The sequence below is a fragment of the uncultured Umboniibacter sp. genome (genome assembly GCF_947497555.1).
In the GTDB taxonomy this organism is placed as follows: Bacteria; Pseudomonadota; Gammaproteobacteria; order Pseudomonadales; family DSM-25080; genus Umboniibacter.
The window spans coordinates 113,092-134,367 of the sequence record NZ_CANMGY010000001.1 but is presented as its reverse complement, the minus strand read 5'-3'; the positions used below and the strand labels follow the sequence as shown (position 1 = coordinate 134,367).

Below are 21,276 nucleotides of genomic sequence, written 5' to 3'. Positions count from 1 at the left end.
AGCGAATTGTTCCATCTTGATCGCTGCGCCGCGAAGTAAAAAGCAAGCTGAACTCTCATTCAATCAGAGGCACTACCGCAATATCACTCCCCGTTAGCGAGCCAATGATCAGCTGCTGATCGCGTCTTATCACACTGGTAATATGCGTAATACGGCTCTGAGAATGACGGGTTTCCAGCACTTCGCCATTTTCACTCAGTTTGGCAATCAATCCATAATGTTGTGACGGCTCTGCCCACTTCGGCGGCAGAGCGCCAAGAATCCGCAGTAGGACGGGATTCTCATAAAGCTGACTGAGTTGGGGCGTTCTGAGACTGACGAGCGCAACCCAGTAACCGGATTGGGGGTCAGCACGAATGTTATCGGGTAGCGCGGGGAGGCGATCGATGAAAATATCGGTTTCACCTTCCTGCTCACCGTTAAGCCAGTGGCGGAGGATACGGGCTTTGCCGGTTTCATTAATAAGAAGAAAGTCTTCATTTAGCGAGGCCGTGACGCCATTGGCAAAGAATAATCCATCTAGCGCCACGGATACATCATTAGAATTGGGATCATAGCGCAATAGCCTGCCAGTCATTGAGGCTTCAAAGAAGTCCCTAACATGCTCACCGAAGGGATAGCGTTGGGACGCTTGGGTAACCCAAATGACGCCGTCTTTGGTTACTACCAAATCATCTAAAAATCCGAACTGTGGGCTGTGTCGTGAGTCGATCAAGGTAGTCAGAGAGCCGTTGGACTCAAGCCGAAGTAAGCCCGTGACAGCGTCAGCAATCACAAGCCGCTGCTGTTGGTCGAAACTAAGACCTAGTGGTCGCCCCCCAGTGTTGACTAAGGTAGAGTGATTATTATCTTCGACTGAAACTTTAACAATATCCCCGTTAGCCAGCCCAGTATAAAGGTTGCCAGCGGTATCAATCGCAACGGCCTCAGGGCCCTCTGCGCTCAGGCTAATAAGTTGAGAGTCATCCAAGCTTAGTTCTGGTGCATAGACACCCGTTAGCGAAGGAATGGGGGTCGGTTCAAATACCTCTGGGCGAACGGGGGAGACAGCAAAGAGCGTGCTGAGTAATCCCGTAATTAAAACAATGACGACTACTAGCGCTTTCAATACTGTCTTCATTTTAGGCTTCTCCTGAAACCTCCGCTCTCGCTCGGTCTCTTAATTCTCGACGTAAGATTTTGCCGACGTTAGATTTCGGTAGGTCATCTTCAAAACAAATCTGCTTCGGGATCTTATACGCAGTTAAACTCTCGCGACAGAATGTCTGTAATGCGCTGGCGTTAAGCGTTGAGTCTTTAGCCACTACGTATAGGCGGATTGCTTCGCCCGTGTTCTCGTCTGGGACACCTACAGCAGCGCACTCAACTACCTCTGGGTGACCGTAAACTACCGCTTCAACTTCGTTCGGGTAAACATTAAAGCCCGAAACAATAATCATATCTTTGAGGCGATCGACAATCTTGATGAAACCTTCCTCGTCAACAAAGCCGATGTCACCGGTACGAAACCAGCCATCGCTATCGAGGACTTCCGCGGTAGCTTCTGGTCGGTTCCAATAACCTACCATCACATGCGGGCCGCGAACACAGATTTCTCCCGCTTCGCCCTGCGTGAGGGTACCACCCGCCTCGTTAATTACCTTAACCTCCGAATGGTCGACGGCTTGTCCAACAGTCCCCAGCTTTTGTTTTCCGGGGGCGTTGACGGTAAGTGCTGAAGCGGTCTCGGAAAGACCATAGCCCTCAAATATCTGCGTGCCTGTGCGCTCTGTCCACTCGTCACTGATCTCTTTGATTAGCGCGGTACCACCGGCGATGATTGAGCTGTAGCGAGAGAAATCAACCTCTTGAAATTCCGGGTGAGCCATTAATCCTTGGAAGAGTGTGTTGACCCCCGCAAGGCCAGTGGCCGAATAGCGTTTCATCTCACCAATCATGCTGCCGATATCTCTGGGATTAGGGATCAGAGCGCTCAAACCACCGTTCAAGAAGGTAGCAATCACCGACATTAAATAGCCGTAGATATGGTAGATAGGCATTGGCGCGATGACAATCTCTTGCTTGTCGTCAACCAGTGGGAACATGTCACGAGTGATGTTCATCGCGGCAAAAAGATTGCCGTGGGTGAGGAGAGCCCCCTTAGATAGGCCTGTGGTGCCGCCCGTATATTGCAGCACGGCCGTAGAGTTCATGCTCAGCTCTGCCTCGGGCATCACTTGCTCTGCACCTAAGGCTAGTGCTTGGTCGAAACAATGAAAATTAGGGTTTGAGGTCTCACCCACGACCACGACGTGTTCGATGCTCGTCTGATCCAGAATTGAAGCGGTAGATTCCGCTAATTTATCCGCAATCACTAGTGCCTTAGCTCCCGAATCGTTGAACTGATGAACTAGCTCACGAGCCGTGTATAGCGGATTGGTGTTAACAATAATAAGACCTGTTCTCAGGGCGGCCCACGCGGCAACAGGATAGGCCGTAATGTTTGGCATTTGAATAGCAACACGATCGCCCTGAGATAAACCAAGCTCATTAATCAGGTAGGCACCTAGCGCGGCACTTTTAGTGTTGATCTCAGCAAAGCTGAGTTCGTCACCGTGGCAGTTAAAGGCGATGCGATCATGATAAGTGGCGGTGGCGAAGGCGAAGACATCTGCCAGGCTGCGATAGCCCTCGGTATTGATTAGATCGAGCTGTGTTTGACTATACGAAGGAATGATGTTGTTCATAATTCGAATCTTAATCCCAATTTGATACTGTGAAAGTAGCCGAAGAAGCGATTTCTTGCTGCGCTAAATGCCTACAGATATCCTTATTATTGTTTATTTTCGAACCTTAACAAGAGCCACTGTGTGACCTTGTCTCTGGGGCGACAATTTAGCGTGTGTGGCGTAGTTAGTAGGCGTGATTGGTAGGCTGGGCAGGGATTAATGTTAGTGTTTCAAGTCAAAAGAGGGTGTTGATATTGATGCTGAACAAAGCTTGATAAATCAACTTCAATGTTCTCTGGATATAGCGTGACGATAGTGAGCCGAGGTTCGGATACATAACTTGCTGGCCCTGTGGCCCCTACGGTTTGGTTTACCGCAAAGAACGTAGCGAGTTCGGTGCCTACGGGCAGTTGAATACGATAACTTGCCATCGGTTCTAACCCCGCGGCGACATCTGCCCAGTTTGCCGGCGTATTTTCATTCTCGTAGAGGCGCTTTAGCACCGGCTGATAGCGCGGATCGTCACTAATCAACGCCTCCTGTTGAAGTGCCATAATAACTAATGCCATGGCATTGTCGCCGAGCGTCGATTTCCCAGCTTTAGCTTGGCCGGCGAAGAGGAGGTCGTAATGGTTAACTTGCTTATTCAGATCCTCTTCATTGAACAACTGTCGATACAAACCTACCCAAGCCCGATTGACCATCAATAATTCCCCGTAGCGGTTTATCAGGGCTGCTGGGTGTGGGTCGAGTGCCATCACGGAGCGATGCATCGCGTTGCGAAGCCATTTGTAGTTCGGATCATTAAAATCCACGCTAGCGACTTCAGGCGTATAACCGGCAGACATCATTAAATAGCAACGATCGCGCTCTGTGAGAGAGAGGGTACGGGCAAGATGTTCAACCATGGGGAGGCTTGGATGAGCTTTCGCGTTCTCTAGACAGCTTATGTGGCGCGTGGAGGAGTCTAATTCTAGCGCTAAAGCTTCTTGGCTGAATCCGTGTAGCTGGCGCCAGAATTTCAGTAATCGACCGAAACTGTTGCTATCTTTTGACACGTTAGATCCTTTTTCGACGCAGAAGTAATCTGTTGCTAGAACGGAGGTGCTGGATTGACATAGGGCTCTGGCTTGACCCCAGAGGTCATGGACTATGTTATCACAGCGGAGCAGACTGCCCAATATTGAAAGTTGTCCGTATTTAACGAGGAGTGAATCCAATGGCGCCAATTATTTCGCAGCGTGACGTAGAGTTTATGGTGTATGAGTTCTTCAAGTGTGAAGAGTTAACCCAGCGCGAGCGTTACGCTGAGCACAATCGTGAAACCTTCGATGCGACCATCGACATCGCTCGACGCATCGCAGAGGATCAGTTTTTACCCATTCAAATGAAGTTGGACGCGAATCAGCCCACCTTTGATGGCGAGCGCGTTCACATGATTCCCGAGTTGAAGGTCGCGCTTGATACGGTGATTGAAAGTGGTCTGGGCGCTTCTACCGCGGATTTCGAACTGGGTGGCATGCAGCTGCCTAACGTGGTGGCTTCAGCAGCCTATGCATATCTCTCTGCTGCAGGCTCAACGGCTCTAGGCTTTATCGGCTTAACGAATGCTAATGCGAACCTTATCTCCGAGCACGGCTCTGCCGAACAGATTGAAAAGTGGGTAGTGCCCATGCGTGAGGGCCGTTTTGCGGGTACCATGGCGTTGACCGAGCCGAGTGCAGGTTCAGGTCTTGCCGATCTAACTACCAGTGCCGTTCGTCATGAAGACGGAACGTACCGAATCACCGGCAATAAAATCTTTATCTCCGGCGGTGACCACGAGCTCAATGAAAATATTGTGCACCTTGTGATTGCCCGTGTTAAAGGCGCGCCAGCAGGTGTGAAAGGTATCTCGCTGTTCATTGTACCGAAGTACATGGTGAATGAAGATGGTTCGGTTGGTGAAAAGAACGACGTCAACTTGGCCGGCCTGTGGCACAAGATGGGTGGTCGTGGTCATACCTCCACAACACTTGCGTTTGGTGAAGATGGCGGTGCTGTAGGTTACCTTGTTGGCGAAGAAAACAAGGGCCTTAGCTACATGTTCCACATGATGAACGAAGCACGTATCTTGGTTGGCACAGGCGCCGCATGTACCGCGCTAACGGGTTACCAGTACTCTTTAGATTACGCCAAAGAGCGACCACAGGGGCGTCTACTTTCGAATAAAGATCCGCTGTCGAAGCCGGTTAATATCATTCAGCACCCGGATGTACGACGCATGTTGTTAGCTCAAAAAGCCTATTCGGAAGGGGCGTTTGCGCTGTGCCTCTACGGCAGCGCCCTCTACGATGATTCGCAAACTGCGCAAACTGAAGAAGAACGTAACCGTGCGTCGCTACTGTTGGACTTCCTGACGCCGATTATTAAAACCTGGCCGTCAGAGTACGGCCCGAAGGCCAATGACTTGGCCATTCAGGTGATGGGCGGCCACGGCTACATGAACGAGCATCCGGTGGAAATGTTCTATCGTGATAATCGATTGAATCCGATTCACGAGGGTACTACGGGTATTCAATCATTGGACTTATTGGGCCGAAAGGTGCCAATGAATCAAATGGCGGGATACCAAGCAACCTTGCAGGTGATGCGCGAACTAGCAATAGAGGTTGAAGCAACTTTCCCGAAAGAGTCAGCAGATTTACTTGCGGCAATTGAAGAGCTTGATGAAGTGACGATGACATTGCTAAAGCAGATGGGTGAACACCCCATTGATTTAGTCTTTGCTAATTCCGTTGAGTATCTTGAAATGTTCGGTAATGTCGTTCTTGCTTGGATCTGGCTACGCCAAGGCGTTATTTCACAGGCTGCGCTGACAGCTGAAACTCATGAAGATGAGCAAAATTTCTACCAAGGTAAACTGCAGGCAATGAAGTTCTTCTTTGAGTATCAGCTGATTAAAAATTCGGCGAGTGCAAAACTATTGAAGAGTTTGAATGCAACCACCTTTGAAATGCAAGAAGCTTGGTTCTAAGCGCTTTTAGATGAATATTGAAGGGCGTGACCCCTGGGTCTCGCCCTTCTTGTCTAAGCGCTGTATGATATTTGATCGCTTAACTAAGAAAGGTTTCAAGCACTGCTATGAGCGTATCTAAAGACAGTTTTAATGTTATCGAGATTATCTCTCGAGCGCCCTGGTTTAAAAACCTACCCGCTAGTGCCCATGAAGAGCTCGCCAAAGGCGCGAAACTTGAATTGATGAAGACCAACGATTACGTATTTGGTGTGGGGCAGCGTACCGATTCCATTTTCTGTATTCTTACTGGTTGGGTTCGAGTTTCCGTGAATTCCGCCGATGGCGATGAGTTCGCGCTCACCGATTTACAAACGGAAAGCTGGGCCGGCGAAGCGTCGCTCTTTAATGATAAGCCTAGAGTGATCGACTTACATGTTAAGAAAGATGCCTGGGTATTAAAGATTCATCGTAGTGTCGTGAATCGTATTGGCGAACAGTATCCGTCGATGTATCGCGATGTTGCGGAGTATCAGGTAGATCGCGCGCGAGGGGTCTATGAGTTATTAGCGGGAATGGTGCTTTATCCGCTCAAATCACGTTTGGCAGGGCGGTTGTTGTCGATGGCAGATGAAACGGGTCGAGTTGTAGCGGAAGGTGTCCAGATTCCCCAGAAAATGAGTCAAAGTGATTTGGCTCGCCTGTGTATGGGTTCACGACAGCGTGTAAATAAGATTTTGCGCGAATGGCAAAATCAGTCACTGGTTGTCATGTTAGATGACCATTATGTTATCACTAGCCTAGAGCGCTTATCCGAAGAAGTAGAACTGTCGGAGCGTTAGATAATTGTCCCGAAGGCGACAGTCTTGCTGAAGCCGCGCTGCTAGATTGACAGGCTGCCGGAATTGACTAAAACCGCCGGGTCACACTATTACAATAAAGAGCAATCACTGAGTGAATTGCCACGAGGTTCTATTATGAAAGTAACCACCAAACTGGGATACGGTGTTGGACAGTTGTCCGACGGTGTAAAGCAAGCAGCGTTTAATACGTTTTTATTCTTTTACTACAACCAAGTTCTTGGCTTAAGCGCTAGTTTGGCTGGTGCCGCAGCACTCATTGCTCTCTTGATAGATGCGATCACCGATCCAATGGTGGGCCAGTGGTCTGACCGTATTCGCTCGCGCTTTGGTCGTCGCCATCCGTTCATGGTGGCAGCAATTATTCCCTTTGGTATCGCCATCGCCCTGCTATTCGCGCCGCCAGCGGGCTTAGATCAAATGGGTCTGTTCCTATGGATGGGTGGTTTCGCCATCGGGGTCCGCATTGCGCTAACACTTTTCTTCGTGCCACACCTTTCCTTAGGTGCGGAATTGACTGACGGTTACCACGCGCGAACGTCGCTAATTGGCTATCGAGTACTGTTTACTTATGCGGGTATTCTAGTTGTTTCAGTGATTGGCTTTACTGTCTTCTTCCCGGCAACGGCTGAATACACGAATGGCCTTTTAAATGCCGAGAGCTACCCATCGTTCGGAATTTTCTGTGCAGTTTTGGGGGCGATAGCGATGTTATGGTCGGTATTGTCAACGCGCAAGTTTATTCCCCAGTTACGACGCCCAAGTGATGACCAAGTGAACACGGCAAGCAGCGCACTATTTGCTGTGATTAATGTTTTCAAAACCCTCAAGCAGCAATCATTCCGTGTATTGTTTACCTCCAGTCTCTACTTTAATGCGTTGGTAGGTACCATTCAGACACTTCTCATCTATTTAGGTACCTACATATTCGGCTTTAGCCCCGAGTACATGGGTATCCTAGCGCTGTCATTAGTGATCGGGATTCTGTTCGCATCTAACGTTGCCCAGCTACTTTCGCGCCGCTTTGATAAAAAGATGGCTGCCGCAATCTGCGTTTCCGCAGGTGCGGTCTTAGCGGTTAGCCCAACTATCCTGTTCCTATTTGGTGTCTTGCAGACAATGGGTGAGGGCTCCAAGCTGCTGTTTATCTTTACGGTGAATGGCTTGTCTCAGGCGTTGTTCATCGGTTTCGTCATTCTGTTGGATTCGATGCTGACCGACACCATTGATGAGCACTACCTGGAATCAGGCCGTCGTGAAGAGGGGCTGTTTTTCGCCGCGCGTGCATTCGCAACGAAAGCCAGTTATGGCTTGGGTGCATTTATTGCGGGTATCGCTCTGGAAGTCATCAGTTTTCCAAAGGGAGTGGATCCATCGGCAGTACCTATCGAAGCGGTTTGGGCGCTAGCTTGGTTTGCTGGCCCAGTGCTTATGGTGCTCTTCATTGGTACCACATTGATCACCAATCAGTATGGGCTTGATGCGGAAACGCATAGAGAGATTACTGACAAAATTAAAGAGCGCGAAGCGAATAGCTAAGCACTCCTAGCGAATTCTAGAGGTAATAATGTTTCGTGCAGATATAGAAGAACTCGGTTTATACCGCGAAATGGTTGGTCGCTTCCTAGAACAAGAGGTTGAGCCTCACTATGAGGCTTGGGAAAGCGCCCATATTATGCCGCGCGAGTTCTGGATGACCATGGGTGAGGCTGGGCTTCTGTGTGTTGATATGCCTGAGGAGTACGGCGCGGCCGGAGCGTCCTTCGACGTCTGTCAGTTGATTCAGATGGAGATGTGTCGCCGTGGCTATCATGGGCTGGGAACCGCCTATGGGATTCACACCAATATTGTGGCGCCGTATATCTTCAACATTGGCAATCAGGCTCAGCGCGATCAATGGCTGCCGAAGCTCACTACCGGTGAAGTCGTTGGCGCTTTGGCGATGACCGAGGCCGGCGCCGGCAGTGACGTCGCAGCGATGCGCACTACCGCTGTTCGCGATGGCGATGAGTACATTCTCAATGGTTCGAAAATCTTTATCACTAACGGTATTCATGCCGATCTTGTGATTGTCTGTGCAAAAACGGACTCAGCGGCAGGTGCCAAGGGCATTTCGCTGTTCTTAGTTGATGCTTCCCTACCAGGTTTTGCACGTGGCAAAAAGATTGAGAAGATGGGTCAGCATTGTAGTGATACCGCAGAGCTGTTTTTCGAAGATATGCGAATTCCGGCAGCCGCGCTTCTCGGCGAGGAAGGCAAAGGCTTTGTTCATCTTATGGATGAGCTTCCACGTGAGCGCCTTGGCTGTGCTACGCAGGCGATTAGTCATGCTGAAGGTGCTTTGCAGATCACTAGCGAATATGTTCAAGAACGCCATGCCTTTAAGCAGCCCATTGCCAAGTTCCAAAATACGCGTTTTAAACTAGCGGAGCTAAAGACTGAGCTTGAGTTGTGTAGAGCACTACTCGAAAAGTACGAAGCCAAGTTCTACGCGGGTGAGATGACAGTTGATGAGGCGGCAATGATTAAGCTAGCTGCCACTGAAATGCAGCTACGCGTGGTGGATGCCGGTGTGCAGCTTCACGGCGGCTACGGTTACACGGATGAGTATGTGATTTCACGCTTCTACCGTGATGCACGCATCCAAACCATCTATGCGGGCAGCTCTGAAATCATGAAAGAGATTGTGGCTCGCTCCGTACTTGGGCGTTAGCCAGCTGTCGCGCGTCTAGGTAATCGTAGGTGCGTTTGTACAATGAGTTCAGCGCGGAAAAACAAAAAAGGGCGATCACTACGATGATCGCCCTTTGTATTGTCGCCATAGTTGCTTAACTAGGTGAGATTACTCATCACTTCGCTACCTTGTTTAGCTAGCTCAGCTATTCGCCACCTTGGGCAGCGGCCTCACGCTTGCGTTTAGCTAGGACGCCTTTTTCAAAGCCAAAGATCTTCTCGTACGTTGCAGGGAATAAACGGACGAAACGATCCATCCACCGAGCATCTTTACCCACGATAATTCGACGCTGGTTCTTTAGCATGCCAGTAATGATGATGTTCGCGGCATCTTCGGCAGAAGTAATTGCCGCTTTCTCGAATTCCTTGAGCAATCCAGCCTTGCCGTTCTTCACAGAGGCCTCGTTTACGCGAGAATTCTTTGCAATGGACGTCTTAATGCCGCCTGGGTGAACCGAGGAAACGTTGACAGGCGTACCGGCCATTTCCATCTTAAGCGCCTCGGTATACCCGCGAACAGCAAATTTCGACGCATTGTAAGCACTTTGGAGTGGTAGCGCTAACAGCCCAAATAAGCTGGAAATGTTGACGATATGCGCATCATCAGACTCTCTTAGGTGCGGTAAAAAGGCATCAACGCCATTCACCACGCCCCAGAAATTGATATTCATTAGCCACTCGAAATCACTTCGTTTCATATCTCGAATTGCACTGACGAGTGTTACGCCTGCGTTATTGATAATGCCATCAACTTGACCGAAATGTTCCTTCGTGGCGTTAGCGAAATCGACGAAGTCTGCTTGTTGGGAAACGTCTAAGCTAAAGCAGAAACATTCTCCGCCCAAAGCCGAGATTTCCTTTTGTAGTTCGGCTAGGCCTGCATCATTAAGATCGGCGGCGGCAATCTTCGCGCCACGCTGAGTAAGTTGAAGCGATAGGGCTCGGCCGATACCGGACGCTGCGCCAGTGATGGCAAATACTCGGTTTTCAAAACTATTCATGATTTAGACTCTCTAATTGTTAGTGTGCGGCATAGCTGCTTTATTCCGCTGCGCTAAGCGCATGCTCGGAAGTGAGTTCAACCAGCGGTGTCCACATGCTTGGTGGCAAGTCATGCCCCCAGTTCTTAATAATTTCCAATTTGGCACCCGGTACGGTCTTAGCCACATCAATGCCACCCTCGACATTTACCAGCGGGTCCACATCGCCATGAATCACCAAAGTAGGTGCTTGAATTCGCTCCAACCAAGATGTCCGAGCTGGGCCTGCTACAATGGCACACATCTGACGTAGGATTCCGCTTGAAGTCATACCGTGGGTAAGTACGCGAGTGATGTGTGCGTCCAAGGCCTCACCATCTAAAGGGTGCTCCGGAGTTGTTAGTAACGCCGCAGATTTCTTTTGAAATGCGATAATATCGGCGAGCTCTGTTGATGCCGGTTTGGTACGTAAATGCGCTGCGACATCAGATCTGGTGCCCAAAAGTCCCTTCTTACCAGACGTTGACATGATGGAAGTAAAGCTAAGTACCTTGTCAGGGTGCTCTGCGCTTAATAGTTGGCCAATCATGCCGCCCATTGATACGCCAACTACATGCGCTTGGTTCACCTCCAGCGCATCCAGTAACCCTGCGGCGTCATTGGCCATATCCAGTAACGAATAGCCTGACTTGGGGCGTAAGCCTAGCTTTAGTTTGATCACCTGCCAAGCAATGTTAGGCTTACCAAGTTGGTCCATAAGCTGAGATTTACCAATATCTCGGTTGTCGAAGCTAATAACGTAAAAGCCCTTGGCTACCCATTGGGCTATCATTTCTGGTGGCCAGGCTGCGCTGGACATACTTAGGCCTTGAATGAGCAAAAGCGCAGGATTATTGGGGTTTCCGTGGGTCTCATAATACATTGAGATCCCATTAGCTTGGATATTTGGCATAGGTTCCACCTTGTTATTGAACAGCATTATAGCGGAGATTTTATTACTGCACAGGCTAGCGTATTCAGGTATCTGCGAATGTCGCTTGCGGGACATAGATTTCAAGAGGAAAGCCTACATCATAGTTGACTGGTAATCTAATCCTCGCTAGGTCAGTGATGGCTGCAATCGATAGAAACCACAGTGCTGCTTCGAGTAAATTGCCGCTATTATGGCGGAAATATTATTTATCCGTCGTTAGTAGAACAGCTAACTAACAAAGGCTGTTAATTGTGCAAGAATAATCTGTTACTTGGAAACGAGTTTGCTGCAGTGTTCACCCTTTGATGCTAACAAAGCCGAGTTGGTGCCCTGAGACGCAATTTAACTATAAAAAACATAGAGGAATACACCATGGATCTAGGAATCACTAGCAAGCTGCAGCCCATATTAGATGAAGTTAGAGACTTCATTCAGCAGGAAATCATGCCGCTTGATGCTGAATTTTGGCAGGAGTTGGATAATGCTTCGTCGCGTTGGGAACATACCCCGCGAATGACCGAAATCTTGGAAACTCTCAAGGACAAGGCGCGTCGTAAAGGTTTGTGGAATTTCTTCCTCACTAACAGTGAGCACGGTCCTGGTCTGACCAATGTCGAATATGCTTATTTAGCTGAGGAAATGGGTAAATGTACCCTCGCGGCCGAAGTGTTTAATTGCAATGCACCCGATACCGGGAATATGGAAGTGCTGCATAAATATGGTACGCCCGCCCAACAGAAGACTTGGTTGGAGCCGCTTATGGCAGGCACAATCCGCTCAGCGTTTGCGATGACCGAGCCAGAAGTGGCTTCTTCTGATGCGACCAATATTTCCACCATTGCAGAGCGCGATGGCGATGAGTGGGTAATCAATGGTGAGAAGTTCTATATCTCGGGGGCCGGTGATCCTCGCTGTAAGGTAATGATCGTGATGGTGAAGACGGATCCTAATAATCCAAATCGTCATCTCCAACAATCGCAGATTCTCGTGCCGATGGATGCAGCGGGAGTGGAAGTTGTTCGCCCGATGAAGGTGTTCTCTGATGACGATGCGCCGCACGGACATATGCATATTCGCTTTACTAATGTCCGTGTTCCCACTCAGAACATTATTCTTGGTGAGGGCAGGGGCTTCGAAATCTCTCAGGGTCGATTAGGGCCGGGACGAATCCATCACTGTATGCGAGCTATTGGTATGGCTGAGCAAGCATTAGAGATGCTGTGTACTCGCGCGCTATCGCGAGAAGCTTTTGGCAAGCCACTGGCATTCTTAGGCGGTAATATCGATATTATTGCTAATGCGCGTATGGATATCGATCAGGCTAGGCTGTTAACGCTAAAGGCTGCTCATGCTATGGATACGATGGATATGAAGGATGCTCGTATTGAGATTCATAAGATTAAGGTCGTCGCGCCGATCATTGCTTGTCGTATCATCGACGAGGCGATTCAAATGTATGGCGCGGCGGGAATATCCCAGGACTTCCGTTTAGCTGGGATGTATCACCACGCGCGGACTTTGCGCTTGGCCGATGGCCCCGACGAAGTTCATCGCTTAGTAGTAGGTCGTGCCGAGTTGAAAAAGTACCAGCGAAAGTCCTAGGTCAACGCGTTAAGCGGAATTCGATAGCAGTGAATTTTCGTGTCGCTTAGGCGATATAAGCAGTGCGAAATTTGGGTTAGTCTCTCAAAGCTATTAAAATCGGTTCAGTGAATCACTGCGTCGACAACAAGGAAACAGTATGACCATTACAATCCACCCCAGCAAACTATCAGAGTACGTAGGTAAAGAAACTGGCGTTTCCGAATGGATAACTGTGACTCAGGAGCAAATTGATCAATTTGCTGATGCGACACATGATCATCAATTCATTCATGTTGACCCAGAGGCTGCTGCCAAGACCCCATTTGGGGGCACGATTGCGCATGGTTTTTTATCACTCTCGCTACTTTCAGCTATCTCTTACCAAACAGGGATTCTTCTTGAAGGTATGGTGATGGGTTTGAATTACGGTTTCGAGAAGGTACGTTTCCTCTCGCCCGTTAAAGTGGGTAGCCGAGTTCGTGGTCGTACGGTGTTGGCGAATGTTGTTGAGAAGCGTCCGGGACAATTTTTGTATACCTGGGACGTGACTGTAGAAATTGAAGGCGAAGAGCGCCCAGCGCTAAAAGCTGAATGGCTGACGATGACCATCGTAGAGACAGCCAAGTAATTCCACTATTTTTGACTTAAGGATAATGAATATGACAATTCGATTCGACGGCCAAGTGGCCATTGTAACGGGTGCGGGTAACGGTTTAGGTCGTTGTCACGCGTTGGCATTAGCTGCTCGTGGCGCAAAGGTTGTAATTAATGACCTAGGTGGCGCACGCGACGGAAGTGGTGCTTCTTCTGATGCAGCACTTGCTGTAGTGGCTGAAATCGAAGCCGCTGGTGGCGAAGCAATGGCTAACGGCGCTAACGTTGCTAAGTTTGATGAAGTCCAAGCAATGGTCGAACAGGTTATGGCGAAGTGGGGTCGAATTGATATCCTAGTGAACAACGCCGGTATCCTTCGCGATAAGTCATTCGGCAAGATGCCGATTGAAGACTTTGACCTTGTCGTAGACGTACACCTGATGGGCGCTGCAAACTGCACCAAGGCTGTTTGGGACATCATGAAGGCGCAAAACTACGGTCGAATCGTCATGACTTCGTCGTCTTCTGGCCTTTACGGCAACTTCGGCCAGACTAACTACGGTGCTGCTAAAATGGCCGTCGTTGGTTTCATGAATACGCTTTGTATCGAAGGTGAAAAGTACGGCATCAAGACCAACTGCCTGGCGCCAACTGCTGCAACACGTATGACCGAAGATATTATTCCCGATCAGCGTGTACTCGATCTCATGACGCCTGAATCAGTAACCGCTGGTTTGGTTGCGCTAGTCGCTGAAGATGGCCCTAACCGCAGTATTCTCTGCGCGGGAGCGGGTGGCTACGCACGTACCGTTGTATACGAAACCGACGGTATCTACCTGACTCCAGAAGAGCAAACACCAGAAAACGTTTTGGCTAACTGGGAAAAAATTGACGATGCTAGCAATCAGCAAGAACTGAAAGCGGGCTGGATGCAAACTAACAAATTCGTTGCCAAAGCGGCAAAGAGCCTTGGCATTGAGCTAGGTTAATAGGAGACGATCATGAGAGATGCACTAATTGTTTCAACGGCACGTACGCCGATTGGTAAAGCGTACCGCGGTGCGTTCAACATGACGACTGCGCCAACACTAGGCGGCCACGCAATTAAGCATGCGGTAGAGCGAGCTGGTATTGATGGTGCTGAAGTTGAAGACGTCATCATGGGTTGTGCAATGCAGCAGGGTACAACTGGTTTAAATATCGGTCGCTTAGCTGCGTTGGCTGGCGGACTCCCTACCTCGGTAAGTGGTATGTCTTTAGACCGTCAGTGTTCTTCTGGTTTAATGTCTATTGCTACGGCAGCTAAGCAGATTATTCATGACGGCATGGATGTCACCATTGGTGCCGGCCTTGAGTCAATCTCCTTGGTTCAGAACGAGCACGTTAACACGCATATGGCTGTAGATAAGAATCTGGTTGCGATGCATAAAGATATCTACATGCCTATGTTGCAGACTGCTGAAATTGTGTCTCAGCGCTACGGCATTTCACGCGAGCGCCAAGACGAATACGGTTTGTTGAGCCAACAGCGCACTGCAGCGGCCTATGAAGCGGGTGCCTATGCGGATGAAATCGCAGCAATGACAACCACTAAAGCTGTCATGGATCGCGAAACTAAAGAAGTTAGCTACCACGAAGTCACCTGTGCAGCCGATGAAGGTCTACGCGCTACCACGCTAGAAGGCCTTTCAACACTTCGTACCGTGCTTGATGGTGGTGTGATCACTGCGGGTAACGCCAGTCAGTTGTCTGACGGCGCTTCGGCGTCAGTATTGATGGAAGCTAAGTTGGTTGAGCAACGTGGTCTAACTCCGCTAGGCCGTTACGTTGGTATGACGGTAGCGGGTTGTGAGCCAGACGAGATGGGTATCGGTCCAGTATTTGCTGTTCCTAAGCTACTTAAGCAGCATGGTCTGACTGTGGATGATATCGGCTTGTTCGAACTGAACGAAGCTTTTGCTGTACAGGTTCTGTACTGTGCTGACAAGCTAGGTATTCCAATGGAGAAGCTGAACGTCAACGGCGGCGCTATCTCAATCGGACACCCATACGGTATGAGTGGTGCTCGTATGGTGGGTCACTCGCTAATTGAAGGCAAGCGTCGCGGAGCTAAATACGTTGTCATCACCATGTGTGTTGGTGGTGGTATGGGCGCAGCAGGCTTATTTGAAGTACTATAAACCGATCTATTTGGTTTGAAAAAGGCGCCGATAGGCGCCTTTTTTCGTATTTGCTACCAGGAATTACAATAATAACGAGGTAAATAATGATGAAAGCGATTGTATGTAATGAACTTGGCCCGATTGAAAACCTGAAGTTAGAAGAGGTTGATACACCGCATGTCGGCAAGGGTGAAGTTCTGGTTGAGATTAAGGCGGCGGGAGTCAATTATCCCGACACCCTAGTGGTTCAGGGTAAATATCAAATTAAACCGCCCACACCTTATATACCAGGCGGCGAAGCGAGTGGGATCGTCGCGGGGATTGGCGAGGGCGTAACCGACTGGACAGTGGGCGATCGTGTCATTGTGACGCCTCTTGGTGGGGCATTCGCTGAATATTGCGTGGTGCCGAGTACTGAGGTTCAACCTATGGCTAGCAATATGAGCTTTGAGCAAGCTGCTGGCTTCACCATCACCTACGCCACGTCCTACTATGCGCTAAAGCAACGTGCCAAGTTACAACCGGGTGAGACAGTATTGGTATTAGGAGCTGCTGGGGGTGTTGGCGTGACCTGTATTGAAATAGCGAAGGCGATGGGCGCAACTGTCATTGCGGCCGCAAGCTCCGATGAGAAGCTCGCTTTTGCTAAATCGGTTGGTGCGGATCATCTTGTTAATTACGCTACTGAGAACCTCAAGGATAGTGTTAAAGCGCTTACAGCTGGAAAGGGTGTGGACGTAGTTTACGACCCGGTAGGCGGAGACTTAGCGCAGCAAGCATTGCGTTCCACGGGGTGGGAAGGACGGTATCTAGTTATTGGTTTTGCATCGGGGGATATTCCTGAATTTGCGGCTAACCTGACCTTAGTAAAAGGCTCGTCAATAATGGGTGTTTGGTGGGGTGCTTGGGCAGGAAGAGATCCTCTCGCTGCAAAACAAAATCACCTCGAGCTCCTAGCGATGGTTGAAGCGGGTCAATTAACGCCGTTAGTGACCAATACCTATAGTCTTGCCGATACGGTGGATGCCTTTAATCTTTTAGTGAATCGCCAAGCAATGGGTAAAGTGGTGATTACGCCTTAGGTAGGATGTTACGCTTTCGTAAGTCGGGTTAGCTTAAAACAGCTCAATACAAAAAAGGCCAATCATTTCTGATTGGCCTTTTGTTCTACTAGAGCGAGTTTTCTTAGAAGAAGATGGCTAGCTCTAGGCCGTAGGTACGCGGAGCGATTGAACGGCCGTAGGTACGTACGCCATCATCAACACCACTTACCGCCAAGCCGTTGGCGAAACTAACGGTATCCGTTAGGTTAGCGCCAAATAGGCTGACTTCGTAAGCGTCGCTGGCTGGCTGCCAAGCAACGCGAGCCGATACGGTTGAGTATGATTCAACCTGTTCGCTAGGATCATTGAAGATGCTCACGTACTGGCTGCCAGTATAAGCGTAGTTAGCACTCAATACGATGTCACCAGCGCTGAGCGGTTGAACATAGAAACCAGCAATTGTTGCTTTGTTATTTGGCGTGCGGTTAAGTTCGTTGCCACCAACGTCACGTTGCGTGTTGGTTTTCACGTCAATGTACAGCTCATCACCCACTTCACTCTCAAGATACGAGTAGTTAGCAAGAAGCGTTAGATTGTCCGTTGCCGCCCAAGTAGTTTCTAATTCAAGGCCCATGATTGATGCATCAGAAGCGTTGGTTAACTTATCTTCAACGATACCGGTGGCAGGGTTGAGTTGGAATAGCTCAACTTGCATGTCCGTGTAGTCGTAATAGAAAGCGGCGGCGCTAATGTCAAAGCTTTCTCCCCAGCGAGCCTTATAGCCAACTTCGAAGGCAGTAAGCTCTTCGTTATCAACAATGGTTTCATTTTCTGGCGTTGTAGGGTCGTCTTGCAAACCACCAAGACGGAAACCGCCTGGCTTGTAACCTGTTGAAACCGAACCGTAGACCATAGCGCTATCGCTTAGGTCGTAGGCTGCATTAAAGCGCCAGTTAATAGCATCCCATTCTGCGTCATGTTCTGCAGAACCGCCGCCTACAAGTAGGCCGATACGGTTAGGAATGGCTGGGCTGATAGCGCCGTTTGCGCACGGATCAGCGTATGGGTTACCACCGAAAACAAATGACGGAATTAACGCGTCCACAAAACCGTGACACAGTCCTGAATCGTAGATCACCTGTTGCTGTTCCGAGGCAACTTTCTCATCTTTGCTGTATCGAAGACCAGCAGTTAAGGTTAAGGCGTCAGTCGCATGCCAGTCTAATTGACCGTAGGCTGCCATCGAAGTGGTTTCAATCTCACCGTTCTGGTAGTAGAAGTTCCCATCTGGGTTGCCCACTGGCGCATAACCGGCAGCAGGGTTTAACGCATTAATAAGGTATGGGTTGTTGGCATCAGCAAGAGCATAAGGCTGACTGTTTTCCGAATTAAAGTAGAACAATCCGGTAGCCCATTCAACACTACCTTCGCCGTTAGAGATGAACTGAATCTCGTGTTGCTGAGTCTTGTCATTTTGACCAATCTTTTCAACGGTCGAGATTAGGCTGGCGGTGCCGTCCTCATCCTTCTCGCTGTACCAGCTGAACTCTTGGTAGCCGTTTAGAAGTTTTACCGTTACGCCTTCAAAGTCCATAGTCAGTGTTGACTGGTAGGCGTTCTGGTCATCAATAGCGACTTTACCTTGGAAGTCCGAGCTAATGGTAAACGGATCGTCTTGCGAAGGGTTGCTTGATAGGGGAGCAAACAACTCAGGGTTTACAATCAGTGCACCAAGGCGGTGAGGGGCTAGCGGATCATTCGCTAGGTTACGATATTCGTCCTGAAGCTGCATTGACAAAGTTTCGTTTTCAACGCTTCCGCCGAAGTAGCGGACATTCCAATCAATGCTATCGCTGATATTCCACTGAAGTTGAGCCTCATAGTACTCTTCGTCTGCGCCAATTGGGTCGGCACCAGAAACGTTTGTGTAGAAGGAATCTTGAGTATTCTTACTATAGTGAACCAAGAAGCCGAAGTCATCGGTCATTGGGCCGCTAGCGGTAAAGGAAGCCTTCTGTTTGTTATAACTGCCGGCTTCTAAGCGAACAGCCGCGTCGAATTCTTCACCAGGACGCTTGGCAACAACATTGATTGCGCCACCGGTGGTGTTGCGGCCGTATAAAGTGCCTTGAGGTCCGCGAAGTACCTCGATACGTTCTACACGATCTGGCGCAGAGGCAAGGACTGATGATTCAGTGGTGTAGAAGCCGTTGTTGTAAATACCAACGCCAGGCTCTGTGCCTAGGGAGTTCGTCTCACGACCAATACCACGAAGGTAGATACGATTACCTTCACCGCCACCAGCTTCTTCCTGGTAAGACATGCTTGGCGTGAAGGCAGCAACGTCTTGCGGTGTATTGATACCGAGGCCTTGCATCTGCTCAGAGCCAAGGGCGGTGACAGCGATAGGCGTATCAGTGAGTGATGCTTCGCGCTTTTGCGCGGTAATCACAACTTCTTCCATCATGATATTACGAGCACCGCTTTCAGTTTCCTGCGCGACTGCTGTTGAAGATAATGCTGCACCAATTGCCGTTGCTAAAATAGCTCGGTTGAATTGATTATAAGTATTAGACTTGTCCATAGCGTACCCCTAGATGTGGTAGTTAAGGCGAAGAAACTCGGCTATTTTTAATGGCTCTCAGTGCTACCTACGGATCCGCGAAAAGTAGTAGGCATGACTAAATTAGGTGAAACTAAACCGGTGAATCTACGTCATTTGTTATTGTTATTAAATCGTAACAACTAGCGTCTTGTGCGCTAGATAAGCATATCGTAGCTTTTGCAACTTAGTCACCCTGTCACAAAAGCGACAGCGTGGCTAAATTTATTGAAACAATCTCAATGTAGTTAGTAGAGTTTCATTCTTAGTGCATTTCAGAGGCGGAGAACAGGTGTCCCTTTACGGTGCAAACACACTAGACAAGTCGCCTAAGCGACATGATGATATGACTTCAGTTGTTAACCTTTTTCGTCCAATTTAGAGGGGTCAATAGGCGATGACAGCGTTTGAATTTACTACGACTAAGCAGATTATCAGCGAGCCGGGCTCGCTGGCGCGATTGCCTGAGATTTGTGCCAATCTAGGCATTAACAAACCCTACATCATTACCGATCCAGGCATTGTTAGCGTAGGGCTGTTAGCTCAGCTTGATGAATCGATGGCAGCAAAAGCGATGGCTTATGGTGTCTTCAGTGACGTAGTGGCTGATCCGCCTGATCACCTAGTTATGGCTGCAGTAGAGGCCGCGATTGCAGCGGGCGCTGACGGGATTGTTGGTTTTGGTGGCGGTAGCTCACTCGATACGGCGAAGCTGGTGGCGCTATTGGTGCACTCAGAGCAATCACTCAGCGACCTCTACGGCATTGATAATGCAACAGGGCCGCGTCTCCCATTGGTATTGATTCCAACTACTGCCGGAACGGGTTCTGAGGCAACGGCGGTGGCCATTGTTACCACCGGTGAAACGACTAAGTCTGGTGTGGTATCCAAGCTGTTGTATCCGGATGTGGCGCTGCTGGATGCCAATCTCACTATTGGCTTACCAGCACACGTCACAGCGGCAACGGGTATTGACGCGATGGTTCATGCCATTGAAGCTTTCACCAGCGTGCATAAAAAGAATCCCTACTCAGATATGGTGGCACGCGAGGCATTACGACTATTGTCGGCAAACATCTATGAGGCCACGTTTAACGGTGGGAACTTAGTTGCCCGGCAGAATATGTTGCTAGGAGCTTGCTTGGCTGGTCAGGCGTTTGCTAACTCGCCCGTTGCCGCGGTTCACGCACTTGCCTATCCACTTGGAGGGCGATTCCATATTCCCCACGGCCTATGTAACTCGTTGGTACTTCCTCATGTGTTGCGCTTTAATGCTGAAGCCGCTGAGCATTGGTATGCGGAGCTTAACGATTGCTTAGCGGATGCCAAGCCTGGAGAGAATTCAGCGGCGTCATGCGCTAACTTCATTAGCTCAATGGAACAGCTTATTCTAGCGCTAGGGATTCCAACTAAGTTGAGCGACATGGGCATTAGCGCTGAGGATATCCCTCAGTTGGCGGAAGACGCGATGTTACAGACACGACTTCTTATCAATAATCCAGTAGACGTGACATTGGCCGATGCGCTGAATATTTATCACGCTGCACTAACAGGTATTAACAATGGCTAAAGCCCCAATCCCTACTCGAAGTGACTACCACTACTTTGCTCCCATCAGCACGCGTTGGATGGATAATGACATGTTCGGGCATGTGAATAACGTTACCTATTATTCCTACTTTGACACGGTGGCCAACGGCTACCTTATTGAGCGTGGTGGCTTTCAGCCTACGCTCAGTCCGGTTATTGGTTATATCGTGTCATCGTCCTGCGCCTACCACCGTTCTATCGCCTTCCCAGATGCTATTGAAGGCGGCTTTCGGGTAAATCGTCTAGGCAACTCATCCGTTGAATATGGCGTGGCTATTTTTAAGCAGGGTGAGGACGAAGCCTGTGCGCATGGCACCATGACCCACGTATTTGTGGATCGCGAGACAGAGAAACCACAGCCTATTGAGGGCCAAATGAGAGAGGCGCTATTGGCGGCGTTGGTCTAAAATCCCACGCAGGCCTAGGTCGAACTTCATTTCTAGAGCCTGCTA

At 49.4% G+C, this 21,276-nt stretch carries 17 protein-coding genes; 11 read left to right on the top strand and 6 right to left on the bottom strand.

The features are described from left to right. Positions 1-55: 55 nt before the first annotated feature. From Q0698_RS00545 to Q0698_RS00535, 3 genes are all read right to left on the bottom strand, one after another. Positions 56-1,120 (bottom strand): SMP-30/gluconolactonase/LRE family protein, encoded by a 1,065-nt coding sequence (locus tag Q0698_RS00545; protein ID WP_298632690.1) that lies wholly within the window; start codon positions 1,118-1,120, stop codon positions 56-58. A 1-nt stretch (position 1,121) separates the two neighbouring features. Then, a complete protein-coding gene (locus Q0698_RS00540; RefSeq protein ID WP_298632688.1) occupies positions 1,122-2,726 on the bottom strand; it encodes an AMP-binding protein in 1,605 nt (534 codons plus the stop codon). Positions 2,727-2,938: 212 nt separating this feature from the next. After that, entirely contained in the window at positions 2,939-3,766 is an 828-nt protein-coding gene (locus tag Q0698_RS00535) for a helix-turn-helix transcriptional regulator (protein ID WP_298632686.1), read from the bottom strand. A 161-nt stretch (positions 3,767-3,927) separates the two neighbouring features. Here Q0698_RS00535 and Q0698_RS00530 point away from each other — a divergent pair, with 161 nt between their 5' ends. From Q0698_RS00530 to Q0698_RS00515, 4 genes are all read left to right on the top strand, one after another. Next, positions 3,928-5,724 carry an acyl-CoA dehydrogenase gene (locus tag Q0698_RS00530; RefSeq protein ID WP_298632684.1) on the top strand — a complete coding sequence of 599 codons (1,797 nt, stop codon included), beginning with the start codon at positions 3,928-3,930 and terminating at the stop codon, positions 5,722-5,724. A gap of 107 nt (positions 5,725-5,831) precedes the next feature. Beyond that, complete coding sequence (locus tag Q0698_RS00525) at positions 5,832-6,545, top strand: Crp/Fnr family transcriptional regulator (protein WP_298632683.1); 714 nt, start codon at positions 5,832-5,834, stop codon at positions 6,543-6,545. Positions 6,546-6,680: 135 nt separating this feature from the next. Further along, entirely contained in the window at positions 6,681-8,102 is a 1,422-nt protein-coding gene (locus Q0698_RS00520) for an MFS transporter (protein ID WP_298632681.1), read from the top strand. 28 nt (positions 8,103-8,130) lie between these two features. Further along, entirely contained in the window at positions 8,131-9,276 is a 1,146-nt protein-coding gene (locus tag Q0698_RS00515) for an acyl-CoA dehydrogenase family protein (protein WP_298632680.1), read from the top strand. A 166-nt stretch (positions 9,277-9,442) separates the two neighbouring features. Here Q0698_RS00515 and Q0698_RS00510 read toward each other — a convergent pair whose 3' ends face one another. Both Q0698_RS00510 and Q0698_RS00505 read right to left on the bottom strand, forming a co-directional pair. Continuing rightward, a complete protein-coding gene (locus Q0698_RS00510) occupies positions 9,443-10,297 on the bottom strand; it encodes an SDR family NAD(P)-dependent oxidoreductase (RefSeq protein WP_298632678.1) in 855 nt (284 codons plus the stop codon). Between the two features lie 40 nt (positions 10,298-10,337). Beyond that, complete coding sequence (locus Q0698_RS00505; RefSeq protein WP_298632676.1) at positions 10,338-11,228, bottom strand: alpha/beta hydrolase; 891 nt, start codon at positions 11,226-11,228, stop codon at positions 10,338-10,340. A gap of 393 nt (positions 11,229-11,621) precedes the next feature. Between Q0698_RS00505 and Q0698_RS00500 the strand changes: the two genes are divergently transcribed. The 5 genes from Q0698_RS00500 to Q0698_RS00480 all read left to right on the top strand — a co-directional run bounded on the left by Q0698_RS00500 (position 11,622) and on the right by Q0698_RS00480 (position 16,671). Then, positions 11,622-12,851, top strand: coding sequence for an acyl-CoA dehydrogenase family protein (locus tag Q0698_RS00500; protein WP_298632674.1), 1,230 nt, complete (start codon positions 11,622-11,624; stop codon positions 12,849-12,851). A gap of 139 nt (positions 12,852-12,990) precedes the next feature. Next, positions 12,991-13,461 carry a MaoC family dehydratase gene (locus Q0698_RS00495; RefSeq protein ID WP_298632672.1) on the top strand — a complete coding sequence of 157 codons (471 nt, stop codon included), beginning with the start codon at positions 12,991-12,993 and terminating at the stop codon, positions 13,459-13,461. 31 nt (positions 13,462-13,492) lie between these two features. Next, positions 13,493-14,416 (top strand): SDR family NAD(P)-dependent oxidoreductase, encoded by a 924-nt coding sequence (locus Q0698_RS00490; RefSeq protein WP_298632670.1) that lies wholly within the window; start codon positions 13,493-13,495, stop codon positions 14,414-14,416. 12 nt (positions 14,417-14,428) lie between these two features. Then, positions 14,429-15,607 carry an acetyl-CoA C-acyltransferase gene (locus Q0698_RS00485; protein ID WP_298632669.1) on the top strand — a complete coding sequence of 393 codons (1,179 nt, stop codon included), beginning with the start codon at positions 14,429-14,431 and terminating at the stop codon, positions 15,605-15,607. An 89-nt stretch (positions 15,608-15,696) separates the two neighbouring features. After that, a complete protein-coding gene (locus tag Q0698_RS00480) occupies positions 15,697-16,671 on the top strand; it encodes an NADPH:quinone oxidoreductase family protein (protein ID WP_298633480.1) in 975 nt (324 codons plus the stop codon). Between the two features lie 103 nt (positions 16,672-16,774). Here Q0698_RS00480 and Q0698_RS00475 read toward each other — a convergent pair whose 3' ends face one another. Beyond that, positions 16,775-19,216, bottom strand: coding sequence for a TonB-dependent receptor (locus Q0698_RS00475; protein WP_298632667.1), 2,442 nt, complete (start codon positions 19,214-19,216; stop codon positions 16,775-16,777). A gap of 415 nt (positions 19,217-19,631) precedes the next feature. Here Q0698_RS00475 and Q0698_RS00470 point away from each other — a divergent pair, with 415 nt between their 5' ends. Beyond that, entirely contained in the window at positions 19,632-20,804 is a 1,173-nt protein-coding gene (locus Q0698_RS00470) for an iron-containing alcohol dehydrogenase (RefSeq protein ID WP_298632665.1), read from the top strand. Further along, on the top strand, positions 20,797-21,231 hold the full coding sequence (locus Q0698_RS00465) for a thioesterase family protein (RefSeq protein WP_298632663.1): 435 nt from the start codon (positions 20,797-20,799) through the stop codon (positions 21,229-21,231). Before Q0698_RS00470 ends, Q0698_RS00465 begins: the two co-directional genes overlap by 8 nt. The last annotated feature ends 45 nt before the right edge of the window (positions 21,232-21,276 follow it).

What these genes read in the sequence shown, in the direction of transcription:
- Q0698_RS00545 (WP_298632690.1), bottom strand. Translation starts at nt 1,120, where the DNA reads ATGAAGACAGTATTGAAAGCGCTAGTAGTCGTCATTGTTTTAATTACG.
- Q0698_RS00540 (WP_298632688.1), bottom strand. Translation starts at nt 2,726, where the DNA reads ATGAACAACATCATTCCTTCGTATAGTCAAACACAGCTCGATCTAATC.
- Q0698_RS00530 (WP_298632684.1), top strand. Translation starts at nt 3,928, where the DNA reads ATGGCGCCAATTATTTCGCAGCGTGACGTAGAGTTTATGGTGTATGAG.
- Q0698_RS00525 (WP_298632683.1), top strand. Translation starts at nt 5,832, where the DNA reads ATGAGCGTATCTAAAGACAGTTTTAATGTTATCGAGATTATCTCTCGA.
- Q0698_RS00520 (WP_298632681.1), top strand. Translation starts at nt 6,681, where the DNA reads ATGAAAGTAACCACCAAACTGGGATACGGTGTTGGACAGTTGTCCGAC.
- Q0698_RS00515 (WP_298632680.1), top strand. Translation starts at nt 8,131, where the DNA reads ATGTTTCGTGCAGATATAGAAGAACTCGGTTTATACCGCGAAATGGTT.
- Q0698_RS00510 (WP_298632678.1), bottom strand. Translation starts at nt 10,297, where the DNA reads ATGAATAGTTTTGAAAACCGAGTATTTGCCATCACTGGCGCAGCGTCC.
- Q0698_RS00505 (WP_298632676.1), bottom strand. Translation starts at nt 11,228, where the DNA reads ATGCCAAATATCCAAGCTAATGGGATCTCAATGTATTATGAGACCCAC.
- Q0698_RS00500 (WP_298632674.1), top strand. Translation starts at nt 11,622, where the DNA reads ATGGATCTAGGAATCACTAGCAAGCTGCAGCCCATATTAGATGAAGTT.
- Q0698_RS00495 (WP_298632672.1), top strand. Translation starts at nt 12,991, where the DNA reads ATGACCATTACAATCCACCCCAGCAAACTATCAGAGTACGTAGGTAAA.
- Q0698_RS00490 (WP_298632670.1), top strand. Translation starts at nt 13,493, where the DNA reads ATGACAATTCGATTCGACGGCCAAGTGGCCATTGTAACGGGTGCGGGT.
- Q0698_RS00485 (WP_298632669.1), top strand. Translation starts at nt 14,429, where the DNA reads ATGAGAGATGCACTAATTGTTTCAACGGCACGTACGCCGATTGGTAAA.
- Q0698_RS00480 (WP_298633480.1), top strand. Translation starts at nt 15,697, where the DNA reads ATGAAAGCGATTGTATGTAATGAACTTGGCCCGATTGAAAACCTGAAG.
- Q0698_RS00475 (WP_298632667.1), bottom strand. Translation starts at nt 19,216, where the DNA reads ATGGACAAGTCTAATACTTATAATCAATTCAACCGAGCTATTTTAGCA.
- Q0698_RS00470 (WP_298632665.1), top strand. Translation starts at nt 19,632, where the DNA reads ATGACAGCGTTTGAATTTACTACGACTAAGCAGATTATCAGCGAGCCG.
- Q0698_RS00465 (WP_298632663.1), top strand. Translation starts at nt 20,797, where the DNA reads ATGGCTAAAGCCCCAATCCCTACTCGAAGTGACTACCACTACTTTGCT.